At 64.9% G+C, this 21,081-nt stretch carries 19 protein-coding genes; 7 read left to right on the forward strand and 12 right to left on the reverse strand.

The annotated features are described in order from the left end of the window. Positions 1-385 precede the first annotated feature (385 nt). On the forward strand, positions 386-733 hold the full coding sequence (locus tag ACIBJI_RS33905) for a hypothetical protein (protein WP_397087317.1): 348 nt from the start codon (positions 386-388) through the stop codon (positions 731-733). Between the two features lie 53 nt (positions 734-786). On the opposite strand, the gene ACIBJI_RS33910 is transcribed toward ACIBJI_RS33905, so the two are convergent. Then, positions 787-978 (reverse strand): hypothetical protein, encoded by a 192-nt coding sequence (locus tag ACIBJI_RS33910; RefSeq protein ID WP_364345152.1) that lies wholly within the window; start codon positions 976-978, stop codon positions 787-789. 263 nt (positions 979-1,241) lie between these two features. On the opposite strand from ACIBJI_RS33910, the gene ACIBJI_RS33915 reads away from it, so the two are divergent. Continuing rightward, positions 1,242-1,814 carry an ADP-ribosyltransferase gene (locus ACIBJI_RS33915; RefSeq protein WP_364345150.1) on the forward strand — a complete coding sequence of 191 codons (573 nt, stop codon included), beginning with the start codon at positions 1,242-1,244 and terminating at the stop codon, positions 1,812-1,814. Between the two features lie 461 nt (positions 1,815-2,275). Here ACIBJI_RS33915 and ACIBJI_RS33920 read toward each other — a convergent pair whose 3' ends face one another. The 9 genes from ACIBJI_RS33920 to ACIBJI_RS33960 form a co-directional block, all read right to left on the reverse strand. Beyond that, positions 2,276-2,977, reverse strand: coding sequence for a hypothetical protein (locus ACIBJI_RS33920; protein ID WP_397087319.1), 702 nt, complete (start codon positions 2,975-2,977; stop codon positions 2,276-2,278). A gap of 210 nt (positions 2,978-3,187) precedes the next feature. After that, positions 3,188-4,633: a PepSY domain-containing protein gene (locus ACIBJI_RS33925; protein WP_364345146.1), complete on the reverse strand. Its 1,446-nt coding sequence runs from the start codon at positions 4,631-4,633 to the stop codon at positions 3,188-3,190. 317 nt (positions 4,634-4,950) lie between these two features. Further along, the gene (locus ACIBJI_RS33930) at positions 4,951-5,514 is read right to left on the reverse strand and encodes a hypothetical protein (RefSeq protein WP_364345144.1); all 564 of its coding nucleotides are present in this window, start codon (positions 5,512-5,514) and stop codon (positions 4,951-4,953) included. 169 nt (positions 5,515-5,683) lie between these two features. Then, on the reverse strand, positions 5,684-7,342 hold the full coding sequence (locus tag ACIBJI_RS33935; protein WP_364345142.1) for an acyl-CoA synthetase: 1,659 nt from the start codon (positions 7,340-7,342) through the stop codon (positions 5,684-5,686). A gap of 152 nt (positions 7,343-7,494) precedes the next feature. Then, positions 7,495-9,120, reverse strand: coding sequence for an acyl-CoA synthetase (locus ACIBJI_RS33940; protein WP_364345140.1), 1,626 nt, complete (start codon positions 9,118-9,120; stop codon positions 7,495-7,497). Positions 9,121-9,303: 183 nt separating this feature from the next. Then, positions 9,304-9,813, reverse strand: a complete 510-nt coding sequence (locus ACIBJI_RS33945; RefSeq protein WP_364345138.1) for a winged helix-turn-helix domain-containing protein — start codon at positions 9,811-9,813, stop codon at positions 9,304-9,306. 100 nt (positions 9,814-9,913) lie between these two features. Further along, positions 9,914-10,540, reverse strand: a complete 627-nt coding sequence (locus tag ACIBJI_RS33950) for a hypothetical protein (RefSeq protein WP_397087322.1) — start codon at positions 10,538-10,540, stop codon at positions 9,914-9,916. 238 nt (positions 10,541-10,778) lie between these two features. Next, positions 10,779-11,999 carry an acyl-CoA dehydrogenase family protein gene (locus ACIBJI_RS33955; RefSeq protein WP_397087324.1) on the reverse strand — a complete coding sequence of 407 codons (1,221 nt, stop codon included), beginning with the start codon at positions 11,997-11,999 and terminating at the stop codon, positions 10,779-10,781. Positions 12,000-12,032: 33 nt separating this feature from the next. Next, positions 12,033-13,427 (reverse strand): acyl-CoA dehydrogenase family protein, encoded by a 1,395-nt coding sequence (locus tag ACIBJI_RS33960; protein WP_396958688.1) that lies wholly within the window; start codon positions 13,425-13,427, stop codon positions 12,033-12,035. Between the two features lie 129 nt (positions 13,428-13,556). Here ACIBJI_RS33960 and ACIBJI_RS33965 point away from each other — a divergent pair, with 129 nt between their 5' ends. Together ACIBJI_RS33965 and ACIBJI_RS33970 are read left to right on the forward strand one after the other, a co-directional pair. After that, complete coding sequence (locus tag ACIBJI_RS33965) at positions 13,557-15,101, forward strand: hypothetical protein (RefSeq protein ID WP_397087326.1); 1,545 nt, start codon at positions 13,557-13,559, stop codon at positions 15,099-15,101. A gap of 300 nt (positions 15,102-15,401) precedes the next feature. Beyond that, positions 15,402-16,340, forward strand: a complete 939-nt coding sequence (locus ACIBJI_RS33970) for an SMP-30/gluconolactonase/LRE family protein (protein WP_364345128.1) — start codon at positions 15,402-15,404, stop codon at positions 16,338-16,340. 233 nt (positions 16,341-16,573) lie between these two features. Here the strand turns inward: ACIBJI_RS33970 and hisN are convergent, their stop codons facing one another. Together hisN and ACIBJI_RS33980 are read right to left on the reverse strand one after the other, a co-directional pair. Further along, positions 16,574-17,356 (reverse strand): histidinol-phosphatase, encoded by a 783-nt coding sequence (gene hisN / locus ACIBJI_RS33975; RefSeq protein ID WP_396958686.1) that lies wholly within the window; start codon positions 17,354-17,356, stop codon positions 16,574-16,576. 93 nt (positions 17,357-17,449) lie between these two features. Continuing rightward, positions 17,450-18,037, reverse strand: coding sequence for an NAD(P)H-dependent oxidoreductase (locus ACIBJI_RS33980; RefSeq protein ID WP_364345124.1), 588 nt, complete (start codon positions 18,035-18,037; stop codon positions 17,450-17,452). Between the two features lie 129 nt (positions 18,038-18,166). On the opposite strand from ACIBJI_RS33980, the gene ACIBJI_RS33985 reads away from it, so the two are divergent. The 3 genes from ACIBJI_RS33985 to ACIBJI_RS33995 all read left to right on the forward strand — a co-directional run bounded on the left by ACIBJI_RS33985 (position 18,167) and on the right by ACIBJI_RS33995 (position 21,062). After that, the gene (locus tag ACIBJI_RS33985; RefSeq protein WP_364345122.1) at positions 18,167-19,024 is read left to right on the forward strand and encodes a helix-turn-helix transcriptional regulator; all 858 of its coding nucleotides are present in this window, start codon (positions 18,167-18,169) and stop codon (positions 19,022-19,024) included. A 64-nt stretch (positions 19,025-19,088) separates the two neighbouring features. Then, positions 19,089-20,204 (forward strand): peptide chain release factor 2, encoded by a 1,116-nt coding sequence (gene prfB, locus ACIBJI_RS33990; RefSeq protein ID WP_364345120.1) that lies wholly within the window; start codon positions 19,089-19,091, stop codon positions 20,202-20,204. After that, a complete protein-coding gene (locus ACIBJI_RS33995; protein WP_364345118.1) occupies positions 20,205-21,062 on the forward strand; it encodes a mechanosensitive ion channel family protein in 858 nt (285 codons plus the stop codon). The last annotated feature ends 19 nt before the right edge of the window (positions 21,063-21,081 follow it).

Raw genomic sequence — 21,081 nt, forward strand, 5'->3', positions numbered from 1 at the left:
GACCCAAGGATCTGGGCGACAACGCAAGTCGGTCGTGGAGCTGAGTGACGGCAATCCGCCGAGGATCGGATTCACGCCGGAGCGCGATAGGACCGTGGCTGCGGCAAATCCTTACCTTGCGAAATGCCGAGTACCACCGTCTCACCAGCCGCCGCGCCGGATAACGTCGACCCATCGACCGACGCCAGAAGGAGATCCTGTGCCTATCGAGCACGAAGCCAAAATACTCGGTATCGACCCCGATACCATCGAGCGGCGCATCCTGGACAAAGGTGGTCGGAAGGTCGGTGAGCAACTCATGCGTCGCTATGTGTAGGACGTCACGCCCGGCTTCGACGGTAAGTGGATCAGGTTGCGCGACAATGGGAATGGAACCACGCTGGCTGTGAAGGAGATCACCAGCGACGCTATCGACGGCACTCACGAAGTAGAGGTGACCGTCGACGACTTCGCCGCCACCAATGCCCTGCTCGAAATGCTGGGCTTCACCGCGAAGTCCTATCAGGAAAACAAGCGGGCCAGCTTCACACTCGACGGCGCGCAGCTCGAGATCGACAGCTGGCCGCGGATTCCGCCGTACCTGGAGATCGAGGCGGCTACGAACGAGGACGTGATCCGCACTGCCGAACTCCTCGGTTATACCGAATCCGACCTCACCGGTGAGAACACGATCAAGATCTATGCACGCCACGGCATCGACCTCACTCCATCCGTGATCTACGTTTCTGAGTGAGTCGTCGGTACCTTGCAGAACCCCTGCGCCGCAACGGGAGTGCAGGGGTTCCGTTACCCGAAGCGCAGCACACGGTAGATCGTCTCGGACTTCGGCGCGGGCCGAGGCACGTCGTTCCACCCGATTTCGGCACCACGCTGCGCAATCGCGGATTTGACCGCGGCGGGATCGACATCGTCCTCGAAGAACGTTACCGACAGTCCATTACCGGTTTCCGGGTCGATGAGGTGGTAGGTGTTCAGCACCCCGGGACAGCCTTCGCGGCATCGATGACCCATTGGCGATCGTCATCAGGCATCGGCTCCCAGCCGGCACTCGGGCCAACAATGCGAACCAGACCTTTCACCGGTGGAACGACAGTGCCAATAAACCCAGCGGGGATCCGGCCACGCAGCGGAAGTGCCGATTTCGACCAGCACGGGCGCTTGCACTGCTGCGTGACAATCGAGTCAACCTCTGCCTCAGCGGATTTGAACCACAGCACTTGTCAATGCGGAACAATCCAGGCGTGACAGATGCCAACAGCAGGTTCGTCGTGGTACCCCTCGCCGAGGTCGTGCTTGCTGGGCAGGGCGTCGATCGACTGAGCAGTACGGAGCGCGATGTAATCGAAGCGTATGCGCTTGGCGGATATGAACGGATTAATCAGGCCATGCGCGGACAGATCCCGATGACGGTCGAACTCGAGCGTCGGATCGAAACGATCCGGTCTGGTCTGCAGAAGTACCCATTGCCGGAAGCCGTGCGAGTGACTAGAGAGACCGACGCAGCGGTCTACGGACTTGTCGACGAGGAGTCGGCACGGGCGCTTATCGACGCAGAGTTTCGCGAGGATGGTTTTCTCTCAACGAGTGGTGTGGCGATCCCGCCTCACTCGACAAGGCATGTGGATCCGGTCATTCTCGACCTGGTCGTACCGGCGGGAACTCCAGTCCTCAGGCTCGGTGAACTCGCTGAGATCGCGGAGGAACGCGAGGTACTTATCATTGACGCGCGGAGCTACTTCGTTGTTGACGTTGCCTTCGATAGCGTGCGTAGTATGTGGCGTATATACGCCGTTGTGATGGAGGGCGAGCTGTGAGTGCACTTACGCGGGATGTGTTGCACCCGGTCAGGGTGAAGTTGTCGCCGAAGCAGGTCCAGGCCCGCCGCCGTCAGGCTGAGGAGATTCTCAACGCGAAGCGGGGGCAACGTGACACCAAGGGTGCCACTAGCAAACGGGACTGAAGCTCTTCTGGGTATCGACGCTACTTGCTAGCCCCTCGCCAGCCCATCCAAGCGCGAATATTCAAGGGGCGCAACGACATCCCGGCCCACAGCACTGACCGTCACAGACCGAACGGCGTACCGGTTCCTCACCAACCACGCTACCTGACTAGCTGGTGAGGCCATTATTCGGTCACACGATCAGGGCTGTTTCATCCGTCCGTGGCAGCCGGTGGGGTCCGCCCCCCAGGCTGCCGCGCGGGGGACGGACCGCCTGGTGCGGACTGTCGAAACCGCAATGGAGCCGACAGTCCGCGCTGATCGGGCGAGCGTTGCCTACTTCCCCTGGAAAGGCGAATTCACCGTGGTGAGGTACTGGATCGAGGCACCGATCGCGACCGGTGCGGTCACCAGGATCTGGCCGGCGAGCACACCGAGTGCACCGACCGCGACGATGCCGCCTAGGCAGCCGATGGCTGCGGCGGGGATGAACGGACCGAATAGGCCGACGATGGTGGCCGAGGCGACGGTTGCACCGGCGATACCACCGAGTACGCAGCCGACGGCGCCGCCGCCGATACCGCCGACCAGGGTGCCGATGGTGGCGCCCATGCCGATGGTGCTGGTCATGCGTGACCAGGCGGCCTGTTCGCGATCGTATTCGGTCTTCCAGGGCGCCTTGTCCTCGTACGGCAGTGCGACCGGCTTGTAGCTCGCGTGTGCGATGTCGAGCTGCGGCGTGAGAGTTGCTGTGTTATCGGCGATTTCGGCCGCGACCGGGAATTCGAAATCGTCGACCCGGAAGGTGAGCGGCGTGCCCGCGACGGTTGTTCCGTTGGCGGCCTTGATCTTCAGCACGCCGTCCTCGACGATCAGCGAACCGGAGTCGGTGGTGATGATCGACTGAGTGTCGGTGGCCTGGGCGGTGAAGTTGATCGGGTCGGCTGCCTCGATCGGTTCGGCGGAACTCGCACCGGCGGCAATCCCCACCGCGGTCGTCATGAACGCGGCGGCCAGGGCGAACTTATTGATCTTCATGGGCTTGGTGAATCCTGTCTGTTCGAGGCATGGCGATACAACGGCCGTACCTCTGACGTTCGGTAGGTCGAATTGGTAACTGCCGGAGCCCCTCACGCCCCGGCAGTTTCAATTGGTGCGTCCCGCGCACTTTCGTCCGCGCCGCGCATGACATGGCGGCGTGATGATGTGCGCGGCAAGTGAATCGGTGTGCGGGAACATCCCGCGGCACTAGGCGGTGGCGCGCTTGCCCATGACCAAGCCGACGATGATGTCGACGGCTAGGAAGGCCACCAGGCTCAGCCCGACCAGCGGTACGAACCAGCCGACAACCAGTGCGGCCGCCATGATGGGCACCGCGAGCCATGGCGAGGTCTGGCGCAATGCACCGCGACGTGGTGGGCGTCCGATGGCGAACCGCGAAGCACCGCGGGTCGGCCGCCGCTTCCACCACATCAGGTAGCCGAGCACCAGCACGACGATCAGCCCGATCATCACCGCGAGCAGCAGCAACTGGTTGAGCACCCCGAACATCAGGCCCATGTGGAATTGGATGCCCCAGTTGGTGAGCTTGGCCATGATCGGCCAGTCGGCGTAGGCGAGTTCGGCGGTGACCGTACCGGTCGCGCCGTCGACGGCGACCGCATCGACGGTATAGGTGCCGGGCATGCGCCGTTCCTTCACCGCGAATGCGCCGACGGGCTCGGCCGGAATGGCGATCTCGGAACCCTGGGTGATGCCATTGGCGCGGGCCGCCGCATAAACCCCGTCGAGCTGCGCGATCCGGGTCGGTACATCGACCGGCGCGGGCGTATGGCCGCCGCCGTGGTGCTCGCCTCCGGCGTGTTCCTGCGTGGCCGCACCCGGCAGTGCGGTGCTCACGGCAGGTGTGGTCCAGCTGAGTTGCTCGCGCAGTTCGGTGATGTTCTCACCCGCATAGGTCGACCAGGTCATCCCGGTCGCCGACAGCAGCAGGATCACCGGCATGATCCAAACGCCAACGGCCCCATGCCAATTCATCGAACGACCGCGACCCTTTTGGGAACCGTCCGGTGCCAGCAGCCAGGCGGCCGAGTTGCGGTTGCGGCGTCCGCGCACCCGACGGATCCACAGCACCAGACCGGCCAGCGCCACGACCCACAGCCAGGAGGCGGCGAGTTCGCTGTAGATGCGTCCCGGTTCGCCCAGGTGCAGATCCCGGTGCAGCCTATCGATCCAAGTGCGCATCGGAAGCGCACCCGAACTGCCGTAGACCACATCGCTGCCGACCGGCTGCGCGGTATACGGATTCACGAACACCGCACGCCGTTCGGACTCGCCGAGCGACGGGTCGTCGAACAGCACGCGGGTGGTGTCGTCGGCCTCGGGGGCCGGCGCCACCGCGACCGGCTTCAGATTCGGCTGGGTGGCGACGGCCGCGGTGACCTGTTCGGATAGCGGCCGCATCTCGCCGTTCGCCTCGACCTTCAACAGGTCGTGCGAGGTAATCGATTCCAGGGTCGGGGAGATGGCGTAGAGCGCTCCGGTGACCGCGGCGATCAGGATGAACGGTGCGACGAAGATGCCCGCATAGAAATGCAACCGCATCGCGAGGGGATAGAGGTCGTTGCGCGACCGTATTTCCTTTGCCGGAGCCGACGATTCGGCATCCGGCGGACTGGTGTCCGTAATGCTCATGACTATTCGTTTCTGGAGTTCGGAAGAACCCGGCAGATCGTCGGCCGTTCGTAATCGGAGAATGGTCGTCGGAATCCGCTGTACGCCCGGCAATGCGGCAAAACGCCGAAATTCATGACGGACAGCGGATCCCGGCGTTCGCCGGGCGAGCAAAGCGTCGCGCGAAAACTGGGCGAGTCCGGACTCGGCAGCAATGCTGACCGGCGAACCGTCATCCGAGGAATCGCTTTCACATGGTCATGTGAAATCTCGCCTCGCAAAGGTGTTGCGCGGTAACGACGACGCACAGGCCGGACCCGTGCACCGGGTAAGGAATATCAGTGACCGAACGCCAATGGCGGACCGCGCGTGCGCAGCGATTCCGCGGCGAATACGCGCAGAACAATACGATCGCGATGCGTCAGGCGCAGCGACACCGGCCTGGGTATCGCGGGCGGGTGATACCGCATCGGCAGCACCCGCGAGAGCACCGCGCAACCGATCCGATACGCGGCCTCCGCACCTCGGATAACCACCGCCGCGAGCACGGCCGCGACGAGGTGCGCGGCCACCATACCGGGCGTGAGCTGTGCATCGAGGTGATGCATATGCCCCGAACTCCAGCCCATGGTGACGTGCCCGAGTAGCTGACCTGCGACGAGCACCGAGATCAGTCCGATCGAGGTGTCGCGCAGCGGTGCGAGCCCGGCGACCAGTGCGCCGACAACGGCGCAAGCGGCGGCGAGGAGCACGAGCGTGGTACTGCCCGGTGGCATCCCATCGGACGCCCACCCGTGTGCCGCAACGGATATGGCACCGGAGATCGAGCCGGCACATGCGCCGCGCACCCGCGCGACGGCGCTGCGTTGCCCCGCAGCGGCCGGGCCGAACTCGATACTCACGCGCTGATGATAGCCGACGAATTACCCGTCGGTCCCCACCCGGGCGGCGGCCGAGATCCATGGGATGTATCGAGTTCCAGCAGGAGAAATGCAAATGCCGCACACCTCCGGATTTCCCATACCGATTCCGCGGCCGGGAATTTCGAAGGTGTGCGGCCCCGAGTGTGACTCAGTTCGCGTCGATTTCCATCTCGCTCAACGGCTTGCGCAGCAACTTACCGGTCGCATTGCGCGGCAGCTCATCGAGGAAGATCACCTCGCGCGGCACCTTGTACCGCGCCAGATTCGCCTTGACGTAATCCTTGATCTCCTGCGCATCGCGCTTGGATTCCGGCCCCGGAACGACGAAGGCGCGCAACCGCTTCCCGAATTCACGATCGTCCACGCCGACCACCGCGGCCTCGAAGATATCGTCGCGCCCGGCGATCAGGTTCTCCACCTCGAGCGGGAAGACGTTCTCGCCGCCGGAGACGATCATGTCGTCGTCGCGGCCGTCGATGTAGAGCAGGCCCTCGGCGTCGAAATGCCCCACGTCACCGCTGGACATCATGCCGTCAACGATCTCCTTGGTGCGGCCGTCGGTGTAGCCGGTGAAGGCGAAACCGTTGTCCACGAAGATGGTGCCGGTCACATTCGGCTCGGTGATCGGCTTGCGGTTCTCGTCCAGCAACACGATCCGGATGCCGACCGGCGCCTTGCCCGCGGTGGTCGGGGCTTTGCGCAGGTCCTCCGGGGTCGCGACGGTCATGACCGCGCATTCGGTGGAGCCGTACAGGTTGTAGAGGCTGTCGCCGAAGTAGTCGAGGGTGCGGGTGACCACATCGGGTGCGATGGCCGAACCCGCCGCGAAGATCACCTTGATGCTGCGCGGATCGTACTTGGCCAGCACCTCGTCACCGAGATCGAGGATGCGCTGCAGCATGGTCGGTACCACGACCAGCGAATCCGCTTGGTAGCGCTGGATATTCGCCAGCGTCTTTTCCGGATCGAACCTGCGCTGCTGGAAGATCACCCGGTTGCCGAGGGCAAGACCCAGGGTGAACTGGGAAAGTCCGGTGCCGTGGAAGATCGGCGCGGCCATGATCATGGTGCCGTTATTGGGCAGCGGCACCCGGTCGACGAACTGGGCCGAGGCGAACGGGCTGACCCGGTCGCGCGGCGCACCTTTCGGCGTGCCGGTGGTACCGCTGGTCAGGACGACCACGCCGCCGGGCTTGGCGGGCGCGGGCAGCGGCGCGGTGGAGCGGCCCTTGATCAGCGATTCGATGGTCGAGACCGCCGGGTCGACATTGTCCTTCTCGTCCACCCAGGTGAGCACCCGGGGGATCTCGGACGGGATCGCGCTCATCAGGTCGAGGAATTCGCTGTCGTGCAGTACGGCCTTGACGTTCTCGCGCGCGGCCACATCGGCCAATTGCGGTTTCGCGAAGCCGGTATTCATCAGCACCGTGCGTACGCCGAGCTTGCCGGTCGCGAGCAGGCTCAGCACCATGCCACGATGGTCGCGCGCGAGCAGCGCGACGACGTCGCCAGGCTTGATTCCCTGGGCTTCGAGCCCGCGAGCCAGGGCGCTGGACTGCTCGTTGAGTTCGCCGAAGCTCACCTCACCGCGCTCGTCGACGATGGCCGCCGCATCCGGTCTGGTCTGCGCCGCGTGCATGACGACACCGGCGAACGGGCCGAATTTGAGCACATTGAATGCGGACCGCGCCGCGTGATCGGGTCGGAGCGGATTGAACAGGCGCCGCTTGACCATGACATTCACGCCCTGGGCGAGATCGCCCGCTTTCCGGACGGAGTCATTCAACGCAGGCAGGGATAGGGACATTCGTCAACGCCTTCCGCGGTCCACCCCACCAGGACCGGGGTGGTGTGGACCGCAACTTCGAGATCCAGTGCTGCCGCTAACAATAGCAAGCATCTGTGACCCGCTGTGTCACGTATCTCAGTTGTCCCGCTCGGTGCCGCTGCGGCCCAGGTCTAAGCCTTGACTTCGTACTCGACGAGCACCCGGCGCAGCAATTTCCCGGTGGTGTTGCGGGGCAGATCGTCGAGGAAGACGACCTCGCGCGGCACCTTGTAGCGGGCCAGATTCTCCTTGACGTAGGCCTTGATCTCCTCGCCGTCGGGGGCGTGACCGTTCTCGGGGACCACGAAGGCGCGCAGACGCTTGCCGAATTCCACATCGTCGACGCCGACGACGGCGGCGTCGAACACGTCCGGCCGCTCCAGCAGCAGGTTCTCCACCTCCTGCGGGAAGACGTTCTCGCCGCCGGAGACGATCATGTCGTCGTCGCGACCGTCCACCATCAGCAGTCCGTGCTCGTCGAAGTGGCCGACATCGCCACTGGACATATAGCCGTCGATGATCTGCTTATGCCTGCCGTCGGTGTAGCCCTCGAACGGCGCACCGCTGCGGACGAAGATGCGCGCGGTGGTGTTTATTGCGTTGACCTGCTTGTCGTTGTCGTCGTAGAGCCGGACTTCGCAGGTGATCGGCGCGCGACCGACGGTGCCCGGCGCGATGGCCAGATCGTCCGGGTTCGCGACGGTGGCCACGGCGCATTCGGTCGAGCCGTACAGGTTGTAGAGGACCGGACCGAAGATCTGCGTGGCCTTGACGCACAACTCCGGTGCGAGCGCCGAACCCGCGACCAGAATGCACTTCAGCGAGGTGGTGTCGTATTCGGCGCGGATCTCCGGTGCCAGCTCGGTCATCCGGTGCAGCATGGTCGGCACCGCGACCAGCATTTCGGCCTTGTGATCGGCCACCATCTTTAGCGTGGCCTCGGCGTCGAAGCGGCGGCGCACCACCACCTTATTGCCCATCGCCGAGGCGACCAGATAGGTACCGAGCCCGGTGCTGTGGAAGATCGGCGACACGATGACCTGAGTTCCCCTGACCGGGAATGGGATTCGGTCCACCATCTGCGCGGTGGCCAGCGGGGTCACCTTGCTGCGCGGTGCGCCCTTCGGCAGGCCGGTGGTGCCACTGGTGAGGATGACGAAACCGCCCGGCTTGGACGGTGCGGGCAGGTCCGCGGTCGAGTTGGCGGCGATGAGATCGTCGAGAGTCTGTGCGCCCTCGGGCAATTCGGTGCCCTGGTCGACCCAGGTGAGGTAGCGCGGCAGGTTCGGCGGCAGTGCGTCGAGCAGACCCAGGAATTCGCTGTCGTGCAGCACTGCCTTGACCTTCTCGCGCTCGCAGACCTCGGCGAACTGCGGTTTGGCGAAGCCGGTATTCATCAGCGCGACCCGCACGCCGAGCTTGCCCGCTGCGGCCATGGCCAGGATGAGGCCGCGATGGTCGCGGGCCAGCACACCGATCACGGACCCTTCGGTCAGATTCGCCTGTCGCAGCCCGCGCGCGATGGCCGTGGACTGCTCGTCGAGTTGCCGGTAGGTCAGTTCGCCGCGCTCGTCCACCAGCGCTGGCGCATTTGGCACGACTCGGGCCGAATGCCGGATCAAGGTCGCCTGCGGTCCGTAGACCTTCGATTCTTTCACCGTCCGCAAGGTTTCCAGCGGCTTCTTGGGATCGCTGACCCCGCGAGCCCGCAGCACCCCGAATGCCTTCACAACCTCCAGCGCATGCGCCAACTTCATCGTCGACCACCTCTACCAGCAACTCGCGTCGGCACTTGCCCAAGCGATCTCGAACCACCGTTCTGTCTCACCAACCGTATCAGCGCTATGACCCACATCACACCCGAAGCCGGGCGGGCTGGACAAAAACCGAGCCGGCGAAAGGTGAGAGGCTCCCCACCACCAGTTCCCACCTGGTCTTGATCATCTGCGTGCGGTAGCCAGCGCGACGAGTAGCGCGACGACCCGATTCGGGGGGACTTCGAAGTGGCTGCTGCCCACGGTGTGGAGCCAGCCGGTAGCCGCCAGTTGACGGAGGTGGTGGTAGATCTCGCCGGAGGTGCCCACCTCACCGAGGTCTGTGAGTTCGGCGGCGGTTCTGCTGCCCCGAAGTATCTCCCGAAGAATGCGCAGGCGGACCGGACTACCAAGGGCGGCGAGGCATTCGGCGGCATCGTCCCAGTCGTAGCCGACGATGTCATCGGTGCTGAACTGGACTTGCCAGTCGAACTCTTCCGCGCTGGGTAATGAGCCCGAACCGGCGAACATCACCCCGCCATTGCGCTGATCCGCATTCGTGAACTCCTCATGAAGCCGTCGCAGTGCCCACCCTCCCTGCGGGGCGGATCCACTCGCTTGCCCGCCGCCATCCTTGATGAGGTCCTGGGCCGCAAGTCGGCGTTCGAGCTTCGCTAGTCGGTCCTCCACGCTCACGAGCGCAAATTTACGGAGTTACGTAATTGCTGGCAATGGTTAGCTGATGTGATGCAAAAGCCCGGCACAAAAATCCGTGCCGGGCTCGCGTGCCGGATGGTCAGTTGTAGATCGATCCGAAGGACGGGACCGAGATGGTTGCGAGTTTGTACTGGAAACCGTCCGGGTTGGCGTCGCTGATCGGGACGGGCCAGCGGTGCAACAGAGTGCCATAGACCGCGCCGACGATGAGGCCGCCACCGGTGTCGACCGGACGGGTGCGGATCGTGGTGTCGACCGTGGCGTCGTTGTGCTCGGAGAGCACCTCGGTGCCGCTGCGGCCGTTGGACAGATTGATCCACAGGACCTGCAGCTTGGCCCCGGTCTGATCCGGTGCGATCGTGCCCGGTCCGCCGAAGAATCCGAATCGCAACCCGTCGTAACCGAGGGCGACGCCGGACCCGTAGACACCCGGCCCGTCACCGCGTCCGATATCGGATTGCGCCGGGATCTGGAACGGCTGTGCGGGCACTGCCACCTGGGTGGCGACCTGCCCGGATGCCAGCAGCCGGTCCACTGCCTGTTCGGCGGCGGGATTGCCGATGGCGGCCTTCCGCAATTGCTGCGTGGCCGTACTCCAGTCGATCGTCGCCGGCTCGGCCGCGGCATGACCCGCGAAGACGGCGACGAATGCGGTGGTTGCCGCGATTGCGGCGGTGAAGCGACGTATCAAACCCAGCCTGTGCATAACCAGTCTCCTGTTGGGATTCTTGGTACTGCTCGATGGAATTCGTCCGCGGAATCTCAGCTCGCCAAGATACCTTCCGTTACTTCACCGTTTACGGCGGGTGCCTCGAACCCGCCGTGGCCGTGATCGCGGGGCCGAGGTGCGTCGGCGTCGTAGCAGGCTGCACAGCCGAGAAAATAAAGAAAACCGGTGCGCATCGTTCGCACCGGTTTCCTATGCAGCACTTGCTATTTCGGCATCACTTCAGCTCGGCGCTGGTCTTGCCGAGGATGCGGCGGGCCACGATGAGCTGCTGGATCTGCTGGGTGCCTTCGAAGATGTCGAGGATCTTGGAGTCACGGCCCCACTTTTCGAGCAGGGTGCGCTGCGAGTAGCCGATGGTGCCCGCGAGTTCGACGGCCTTGAGGGTGATGTCGGTGCCCGTGCGGCCCGCCTTGGCCTTGGACATCGAGGCTTCCAAGGAGTTCGGCTTCTTGTTATCGGCCATCCACGCGGCACGCAGCGACAGCAGGTACGCGGCCTCGTAATCGGCCTCCATACGCAGGAATTCGGCGGCGGCCGCGGGCTGGTTGTTGGCCGGGACGTCGTAGGACGGCTCGATGCCCGCATCCTTCAGGATGGCGCGCAACTCCTCGAGCGCCGCCCGCGCGACACCGACCGCCATCGCGGCCACCAGGGGGCGGGTGTTGTCGAAGGTCTGCATGACCCCGGCAAAACCCTTCTCCACGTTGACTTCCGGACTGCCGAGGATGTTGTCCTTCGGAATCCGGCAGTCCTGCAACAGCAGTACGGCGGTATCGGATGCCTTGATGCCGAGCTTGTGCTCGAGGCGGGCCACCGAAAGTCCGGGAGCGTCGCGCGGCACGACGAACGACTTGATCGCCGCGCGGCCCAAGCTGCGGTCCACCGAGGCCCAGACCACGATGTGGGTGGAGCGCTGACCCGCGGTCACGAAGATCTTCTCGCCGTTGAGCACCCACTCGTCGCCGTCGAGTACGGCGGTCGTGGTGACGGCGGCCGAGTCGGAACCGAAGGACGGTTCGGTGATGGCCATCGAGGCCCACACCTTGCCGAAGCGCTTCAGCTGCTCATCGGTGGCGACGGCCGCGATGGCCGCATTGCCCAGACCCTGGTAGGGGATCGACAGCATCAGGCCGACGTCGCCCCAGGAGGTCTCGAGCGCGTTCAGCAGCGCGGACATATTGCCGCCGTTGGAGTTTCCGAGCAGCTCGGTGGCGTGCTCGTCCGAATCGGAACGGCCACCGGCCGCGCCGCCGATCTTCTGGGTGCCGGAGTCGGCGAGACCCTCGACCATGGCGGCCATGGTGTCCAGCTCGACCGGGTACTCGTGTTCGCCGAGGTCGTACTTGCGCGAGATCGGCCGGAAGATTTCCTGGGCGACCTGGTGGGCCTGGTTGGCGCTGGCCCGCAGCTTCTTGGGGAGTTCGAGATTGATCATGGTGATGTCTCCTGGAAGTAAGGAACCAGCCGGTCAGACGAGCACGACACCTTCGGCGATGCCGATCGCCCGCAGATCGCGGTACCAGCGCTCGACCGGGTGTTCCTTGGTGAAGCCGTGGCCGCCGAGCAACTGCACGCCATCGAGGCCGATCTGCATGCCCTTGTCGGTGGCGAGCTTGCGCGCCAGTGCCGCCTCGCGGGCGTAGGAAAGGCCCTGCTCCGCGCGTGCGGCACCCCGCAGGGTCACCAGGCGCAGGCCGTCCAGTTCGATTGCCATATTCGCGACCATGAACGCGACCGCCTGACGATGCGAGATCGGCTCGCCGAATGCCTCGCGCTCGTTCACATACGGAATCACGTAGTCGAGCACGGCCTGTCCGGTACCGATGGCCAGCGAGGCCCAGCCGAGGCGGGCCAGGCGCACCGCATCGGCGTATTCCTCGGCGCGGGCCGTGGCATCGCCGTCGCCGAGGATGGCGTCGGTGCCGACCGCGACATCGTTGAGCAGTAGGCGACCGAGACCGGCGGCGCGCAGACCCATGCTCGGATCGGCCTCGATGACCAGCCCCTGGCTGTCCGACGGCACGATGAACAGGGCGGGGCGGCCGTCGAGTTCGGCGGCCACGATGAATAGTTCGGCATCACCGGCGGCCGGGACCAGGCTCTTCACACCGTTGAGGCGGTAACCGCTGGGGGAGCGGGTGGCCTTTGTCTGCAGGGCGAACGGGTCGAACAGCGCCCGCGGCTCGCTGATCACGACCGAGGCCTGTGGCACATTCTCGCCGGTGAAAGCGGGCAGGTAGGTCTGCTGCTGTGCGTCGGTACCCCACTGGGACAGGGCGACCGCGACACCGCTCGGCGCCAGAATCGGCAGGGCCAGACCCATGTCGCCGTGCGCGAGCGCCTCGGCGACCAGCGAGTTGGTGACCGCGCCGCGCTCGGCGGCCGCGCCTTCCAACTCCTCGGGCACATTGATCAGGGTGATGCCGAGTTCGGCGGCGCGCTCGAGCAGGTCGCGCGGGGCCTTGGCGGCGTTGTCGGCCTCGTAGGCGGCCGGGCGCAGGATCTCGGCGGCGAATTCCTTTACCGTCTCGACGATCATCTGCTGCTCGTCGCTCGGGGTCAGATCGAAGAAGTCCTTGTGCTTGGACTCGTTGTCCGCCAGGCGTTTCGGGGCACCGCCGCCGGCGACCTTGCCGAATGCGCGAGTGGCGGCACCGAGGGTGCGGAAACCGGTCTTGGTGCCTTCGTAGGTGACCCGCTCGATCGGCTTGCGCAGGTTGTACTTCTCGGCGAGCTCCGACCCGGTAATGGTCGTCATCACCCGCATGGCCGCGCCCATCCAGTCCCGCTTGGGGTGGGTCAGGCCGACCGCGGACGTGTCTGGACGTCGCGTCGTTGCGCTGTCTCGAGTGCTCATCATCACCTGTTTTTCTCGGGTGGGTGGGTGAGGTCTTTTCCCAGCTATCTTACTCCTGAGTAAGGCTATCTTACTCCAGAGTAAGAAGTGCGTCGAGGGGCAGCATACGCCGCCGAACTGTGTCAGGCTGGACAAGTGCCCAAAGTCGTGGGACGACCGCTGTGCGTCGTCGCTGTGCTGTTCGCCGCGCTACTCACCGCATTCGCCCCGCGCTACGGCTATCACCGAGACGAGCTGTACTTTTTGGCGGCGGGCAGACATCCGGATTGGGGCTACCCGGACCAGCCGCCATTGACTCCGCTACTGGCCCGCGCGATGTCGGCAATCGATGCCGATTCGTTACTGCTGCTACGGCTTCCGTCGGTCTTGGCCGCGACATTCGTCGTTGTCGCAGCGGGCTTGATGGCGCGCGAGCTCGACGGCGGGCGCGGGGCGCAGGTGTTGGCGTCGGTTGCCGTCGCGAGTGCGGCGATGGTGATGGGGATCGGTCATCTGCTGAGTACCGCGTCGTTCGATATGGCGGCATGGGCGTTGGTTTGTCTGCTGGTGCTGGTGTTGTTGCGAGGTGCGGAGGGGGGTGCTGAGCGACTCGGGCAGAGAGCCCAGGCGGACGGGTGCGCGGGCGGGGGTGTTCCTGCGGCGCCGAATGGGCGCTCGGGTGTCGGTAGGTGGTGGCTCGGGGTGGGGCTGGTTGTGGGGATCGGGTTGCAGAACAAGGCGCTGTTGATCTTTCCGGTGGTGGCGCTGACGCTTGCGCTCGTTCTCGTCGGCCCGCGAAAGATATTCGGCACCAAGTACTTTCCGATGGCAGTCGGGTTGGCGTTCGTGATCTGGCTACCATATCTGTTGTGGCAGTGGTGCAATGGCTGGCCGCAGTGGGAGATGAGTCGGGCGATCGCGGGCGGGTCCTCCGGAACATCGGATTCGCCGGTGATGTTCATGCTGTCGCAATTCGGGCTGATGGGCCCATTGCTGCTGCCGCTGTGGGCATTCGGGCTCTGGCGACTGTGGCGAGATTCGCGTCGGCGCGCGTTTCCGGTCGCGTATGCGGTGCTTTTCGCGGTTTTCCTGGTCAGCGGCGGGAAGGCGTACTACCTGGGCGGGATGTATCCGATTCTGTTGGCCGCCGGTGCGGTGCCGGTCGCCGCTCGGCTGGGGGATCGGCGAGCCCGTTGGGCGGCAGTCGGTTCGGTGATCGCGGTGAATGCAATCGTCTCGGCGGTGCTGTTCCTACCGGTGTTACCCGTCGCGGCCTTGAGGGATTCGCCGGTCCTCGCGATCAACTACGACGCGGGCGAAACCATCGGCTGGCCGCAATTCGTGCACCGAATCGCCGAGGTGCGCGCCACGCTCGGACCCGATACCGCGATCCTTACCGACAACTATGGCGAGGCGGGGGCGATCGAACGGTTCGGTGGCGAATACGGATTGCCGACTCCGCACAGCGGTCACAACTCCTACTGGTGGTGGGGCCCGCCCAGCGACACAGCCTCCGCGGTGATCGTCGTCGGCCTCGATCGTGACCACCTGACTGGGTACTTCGCCGAAGTCCAACCCGCCGGTTACATCGACAACGGTCTCGGCATCGACAACGACGAACAGGGCCAACCGCTGTTCATCTGCCGCAAACCGCGAGCGCCAATGTCCGAAATGTGGCCTGCGGCGAAACATCTGACCTGAGCGGTCCCGTTGCGGCCATCCACGAGTCCGACCGCAACGAAGAACGATCGACGCCTATCTACAAAGGTGCCGCCCACAGTGCTCGGCCGTTTTTCCGTCGAGGCTGAATCCTGCTGTACGAGTAAGGAGATGTCATGGTTCTGCGCATTGTCGATCAGTTCGTCTCCGGGGTCCTCAATATGATCGCGACGCTGTTCATTCCGTGAGTCGAGTCGCCCGGGGCGGACTGTCCGTCCCGGGCAACATTCCAGCGCGGCTGTTAGGTTGTGCCGCATGGCAAGACGGCCGCGGAGTCGGCGATTGAGGGCAACGCTGCTGACCGCGGCGATTACGGCGGGCATCTTGTCTGGGGGGACGGCCGAGGCGCAGACGCCGTCCGGATCATGTGCGGATGGGTGGGACGTCTCGACGATCGTCAGCGGGGTCGGCAATCTGGAGAATCTCGATACCGACGGGTCCGGCGGTTTCTATGTCACCGGAATCCTCGACGGGTACCTGGCTCATATTGATGCCGCGGGCAAGTTCGAGAAGCTGGTGACCGGTCTGGATCACCCTGCGGGCGTGCGGGTTGTCGGACGGTCCGTGTACTTCGTCACCGGCGATGGTTTGGCGGAGTCGCCGGGCACCTTGCAGCGCTATGACATCGACACCCATGCGGTGACGATTCTGCTCACCGAGCTGAACGGTCCGAACGGACTGCTCGAATTGCCCGACGGCGACCTGGTATTCGCCACCATCGGCATCACCGGCCCGCCGACCGGCATCTCGCGGTATCGGCCGTCGACGGGGGAGTACACCGAGACCTGGTCCAACCTGCCATGGACCAACGGGCTGGCGCTCGCCCCCGACGGCAACTCGATCTACACCGACAATATGACCCTGCGCGTCTTCCGGGTTCAACTCGATGATCCCGATAACGCGACGGTCGTCGCCGGTGCTCCCGATCTGGTTGCGCTGCTCGACGATATGGAAGCGACCCGCGCGGGCCAACTCTTCGTCGCCGACCACATCCAAGGCGCGGTCTTTCAGATCGACCCGGCCACCGGCGCGGGCTGCACGATCATCACCGGCCTGATCAAACCCGGCCCGATACGCAATCCACCGGACGGCGCCACTTCCGTGCGGATCGCTCGCGACGGTAATGGGTGGGCGCTGTTCGTCACAAGCATGGACGGAACCCTGCGTCGACTACGTCCACCCGCAGGCATCGACCTGACCCCCGCCGATTCCAGGCGATAGGAAAGCGACTGCGCCCGAACGTGACTCGCTAGCACCCGCAGAGACGATCGCGGCCACCCCCGACCGATGCCGCCGACATCGCCAACCCGCGTGATCGCCTCGCGCACTGGATGATCGACAAGCGCATCGGCCAGTAGCTGCCCGACGAATGATTCATCCGGCGCGCCAGCAGCCGCTGAGAATGCACTGGTGGTGGGGCCACTCGTTTGCCGCCCCCAATACATTCTCGAAGCTCAGTTCAAGCGGGTGAGGACAGCGTCGTGGAGTAGCGAGTTGGTGGCTATGGCGTCGCCGTTGTGGGGGCCGGGGGTGCCGGAGAGGGAGGTGAAGCGGCCGCCTGCTTCGCGGACGAGAATGTCGAGGGCGGCCAGGTCCCACAGGGAGACTTCGGGTTCGGTGGCGATATCGACCGCGCCCTCGGCGAGCAGGCAGTAGGTGAAGAAGTCGCCGTAGCCGCGGACCCGCCACACCGCGTCGGTGAGGTCGAGGAACTTCTCCCGCAGACCGCGTTCGCGCCAGCCCGACAGGCTGGAGAAGGCGAGGCTCGCCGAGCCGAGCTCACTGACCGCGGAGACCGAAATCGGTTTCGGCGCATCGGAATCGATGCTGGCCCAGGCGCCGGAACCGGCCGACGCCCACCACCGCCGCGCCAATGCGGGGGCGCTGACCACACCGACCACCGGAACGCCGTCTTCGAGCAGCGAGATCAACGTCGCCCAAATCGGCACCCGCCGCACGAAGTTCTTGGTGCCATCGATCGGATCGATCACCCACTGCCGCCCGCTGAACTCGACGTCACCGCCGAACTCCTCACCGAGCACCGAATCCCCGGGGCGCTCCTGCCCGAGGACCTGGCGTATCGCCTTCTCCACCGCCAGATCCGCATCCGACACCGGCGTCAGATCCGGCTTCGAATCGACCCGCAAATCCAACGCCCCGAACCGCGCACGGGTAATCCCATCGGCCTGATCGGCCAACCGCAGGGCGAGTTCGAGATCGGAGGAGTAATCAGTCACCCTCGAACCCTATCGCCCACACCCTGCCCCGCCAGACGCATCCCCGCTGCCGCAAAAGCAGTGCCGACGGCGCACTGTTCGAGATACCACAAGCTATGCGGCAGCGGAGACGGAGCGGGCGGCGGCGAGGGCATTTGCCCACCAGTGGAGTTGGTCGAGCATGGCCTGCGCGGCGGACGCGGGTTCCGTCGGCTCGCGGAGCTTGCCTTCGGCATCGAAGAGCAGGTAGTAGCGGGGGAAGCTGACGTAATTGCGAACGGTGTGAGCATTGAGTTCGTTGAAGACCTGACGCAGGTGCTCGATGGCGAGCAGGCCCCCGCTCCCACCGCTGTAGCCGACGAAACCGATTGCCTTGCTGTCCCATTGGGTGAAGTGCCAGTCGATGGCAGCCTTCAGCGCGGCCGGGTAGCTGCGGTTGTAGTCCGGAGTGAGGATGACGAAAGCGTCCGCTTCACCGAGCCGCCTAGTGAGGTCGGACATCCCGGCCGGGCGTTCCGGATCGGGGTTCATCGCCGGGGAAACGGCGGGCAGTGCCAATGGCAGGTCGGCCTCGGCAAGATCGATCAGGTCGATCTCGAATTGTCCGTGCCGGGCGGCCTCCTCGACGAACCAGTTGGCCACGGTCGGCGCGAAGCGTCCCTCCCGGACGCTGCCGATGATCACCGCGAGCTTCAAGGACATGGTGTTCTCCTTCGATCGGAAATTGTTCGAGTCCCAATTTGCTGCCCGGCGGCAACACCAGGAAGGCCGCACGAAGAGTGGTAGTGGCAGGGACACCCTCGGCGCCGGTCGCGCTTGTACCGTCGAGGAGTGAGCGACAACGAGTTGGGCCTTTTTCTGCGCACCCGCCGCGAGGCGGTGACACCGGCCGAGGTCGGCCTGCCCACCGGACCGCGTCGTCGAACCCCCGGCCTGCGTCGCGCTGAACTGGCAACCCTGGCGGGCGTGAGCGTGGAATACATCACACGCCTCGAGCAGGGTCGTGACCGCCGCCCCTCACCGCCGGTGCTGTCCGCACTCGCCGACGCCCTCGCCTTGACGCCGAGCGAACGCATCCACCTGCACCGTCTCACCAAGGGCGCTGATCCGGGATTCAGCTGCATGGGCGGTGCACAACCGCCGCGTGAGGTGCGTCCCGCGGTCCGCGCCATCCTCGATCGCCTGGAACCCGCGCCCGCGCTGGTCGTCAACCGACTGCGCGAGGTGCTCGCCTGGACCGAGGGATACCAACGCCTGATGGCGCCGATCGGACTGCTCCACAACGAACACCGCGCCAATCTCGCTCTGTTCGCCTTCACCGACCCGCGGGCCCGCACCGCCTATCCGGACTGGGACCACCTCGCCGACGAACTGGTCGCCGCATTGAAACAGGGTCCGTTCCGCAGCGACCCACACATCGCCGCTTTGGCCGACGAACTCACCGTAGCCGCAGGTGCCGAGTTCACCCGTCGGGTCGAATCCGTCCCCAGCCTCGCCGCCGCCACCGGCACCACCCGCCTCGCCCATCCCGAGGCGGGCAACCTCCGGCTCACCTACGAAACCCTCGAACTCTCCGCCGACGACGACCAGCAGCTCATCGTCTACCTTCCCGCCGATGACGCCACCGCGACCGCCCTCGACGCCCTCGCCGGTCGCCGCCCAGGCGGGCTGCGTGCCGTCTCCGGCTGAGGACGGCACCCGCGCAGCACCGCGTGTTTCACCGTCTGCACCCCGCCCAGTAGGCTTGAGCATCGTGCATCCTGACGTCTCCGCTGACCTCGCCGAACTCGACGCCACACTGAAGACCGTCGAGTCGGTCCTCGATGTCGAGGAGCTGCGTCGACGGATCGATGAACTCGAGCACCAGGCCGCCGATCCCGATCTGTGGAACAACCAGGAGCACGCGCAGCAGGTCACCAGTGAGCTGTCGCACGCTCAGAGCGAGTTGCGCAGGGTCGAGGAACTGCGCCAGCGCCTCGACGATCTGTCTGTTCTATACGAATTGGCCGAGGAAGAGGAGGGCGAGGCTCGGGTGGCCGCGCTCGCCGATGCCGATGCCGAGCGGGCCACGCTGCACAGCGATATGGAGGCCATGGAGGTCCGCACCCTGCTCTCCGGCGAGTACGACAAGCGTGAGGCGCTGGTCAATATCCGCTCCGGCGCGGGCGGTGTGGACGCCGCTGACTGGGCCGAAATGCTGATGCGCATGTATATCCGCTGGGCGGACCGGCACAAGTACTCGGTTGAGGTCTACGACACCTCCTACGCCGAAGAGGCGGGCATCAAGAGCGCCACCTTCGCGGTGAAATCACCGTATGCCTACGGCACCCTCTCGGTGGAAATGGGCACGCACCGCTTGGTCCGCATCAGCCCGTTCGACAATCAGGGCCGCCGCCAGACCTCCTTCGCCGAGGTCGAGGTGCTACCGGTGGTCGAAACCACCGACCACATCGAAATTCCCGAGGGCGAGATCCGCGTGGACGTCTACCGTTCCTCGGGTCCCGGCGGCCAGAGCGTCAACACCACCGACTCCGCGGTCCGGCTCACACATATCCCGACCGGCATCGTCGTGACCTGTCAGAACGAGAAATCCCAGCTGCAGAACAAGATTTCGGCCATGCGGGTGCTGCAAGCCAAACTGCTGGAACGCAAGCGGCAGGAGGAGCGCGCCGAAATGGATGCGCTCAAGACCAATGAGGGTGCGTCCTGGGGCAACCAGATGCGCTCCTACGTGCTGCATCCGTACCAGATGGTCAAGGATCTGCGCACCAACTACGAAGTCAACAATCCGACTGCCGTGCTCGACGGCGATATCGATGGTTTCATCGAATCCGGAATTCGTTGGCGAATGCGAGAGCAGGCGAGCTAGTTGGACGTACCCCAGGCCTTCTCCACGTCCACCGACTTCACCACCTGGCTGCGGTCCGCCGGTCTAGAGATCGTCCTGCTGCTCCTCGGCGCGACGCTGTTCAGCCGTTTCGCCACCTTTATCCGGGATCGGATCACCCGCAGGATCGACGCCGGGTTCCGCAGCAGCGACGCACTGGTGCGTTCCGAGGCGGCCAAACATCGGCATGCGCTGGCCCAGGTGGTCACCTGGGTGGTGCTGACCGTCGTCTATGTCCTGGTCGGCATGGAAGTGCTGCGGCGGATGGGTTTCGCGGTCACCGGTCTGGTCGCGCCCGCGGCCGTGCTCGGCGCCGCACTCGGCTTCGGCGCACAGCGGATCGTGCAGGATATCCTTGCCGGATTTTTCCTGATTACCGAGCGGCAGTATGGATTTGGTGATGTGGTTCGCATCGCTGTTACTGGATCCGCGGAGCAGGCCGAGGGTACGGTCGAGGACGTCACGTTGCGGATCACCACACTGCGCAATGCCGATGGTGAGGTGATCACCGTGCCCAACGGGCAGATCGTCAAAGTGACGAATCTGTCGAAGGATTGGGCGCGCGCCGCGATCGACGTTCCGGTTGCGGCCAGCGTCGATATCACCAGGATCAACGAGATCCTGCACGAGGTCGGTACAAAGGCGTACGAGGACCGCAGATTGAAGCCGCTGCTGCTCGACGAGCCCAGCGTGATGGGCGTCGAAGATCTGACAGTGGACCAGATGAATATTCGAATGGTTGCCAGAACATTGCCAGGCAAGCAGTTCGAGGTCGGTCGCGAGTTGCGGGTGCGAGTCGCCGCGGCATTGCGCCGGGAGGGAATCAGTGAGACCACGTAGATCCACGGCGATCCTGATG

Origin of the sequence: Nocardia sp. NPDC050408 (assembly GCF_044458905.1) — a bacterium.
Taxonomy (GTDB): Bacteria; Actinomycetota; Actinomycetes; order Mycobacteriales; family Mycobacteriaceae; genus Nocardia.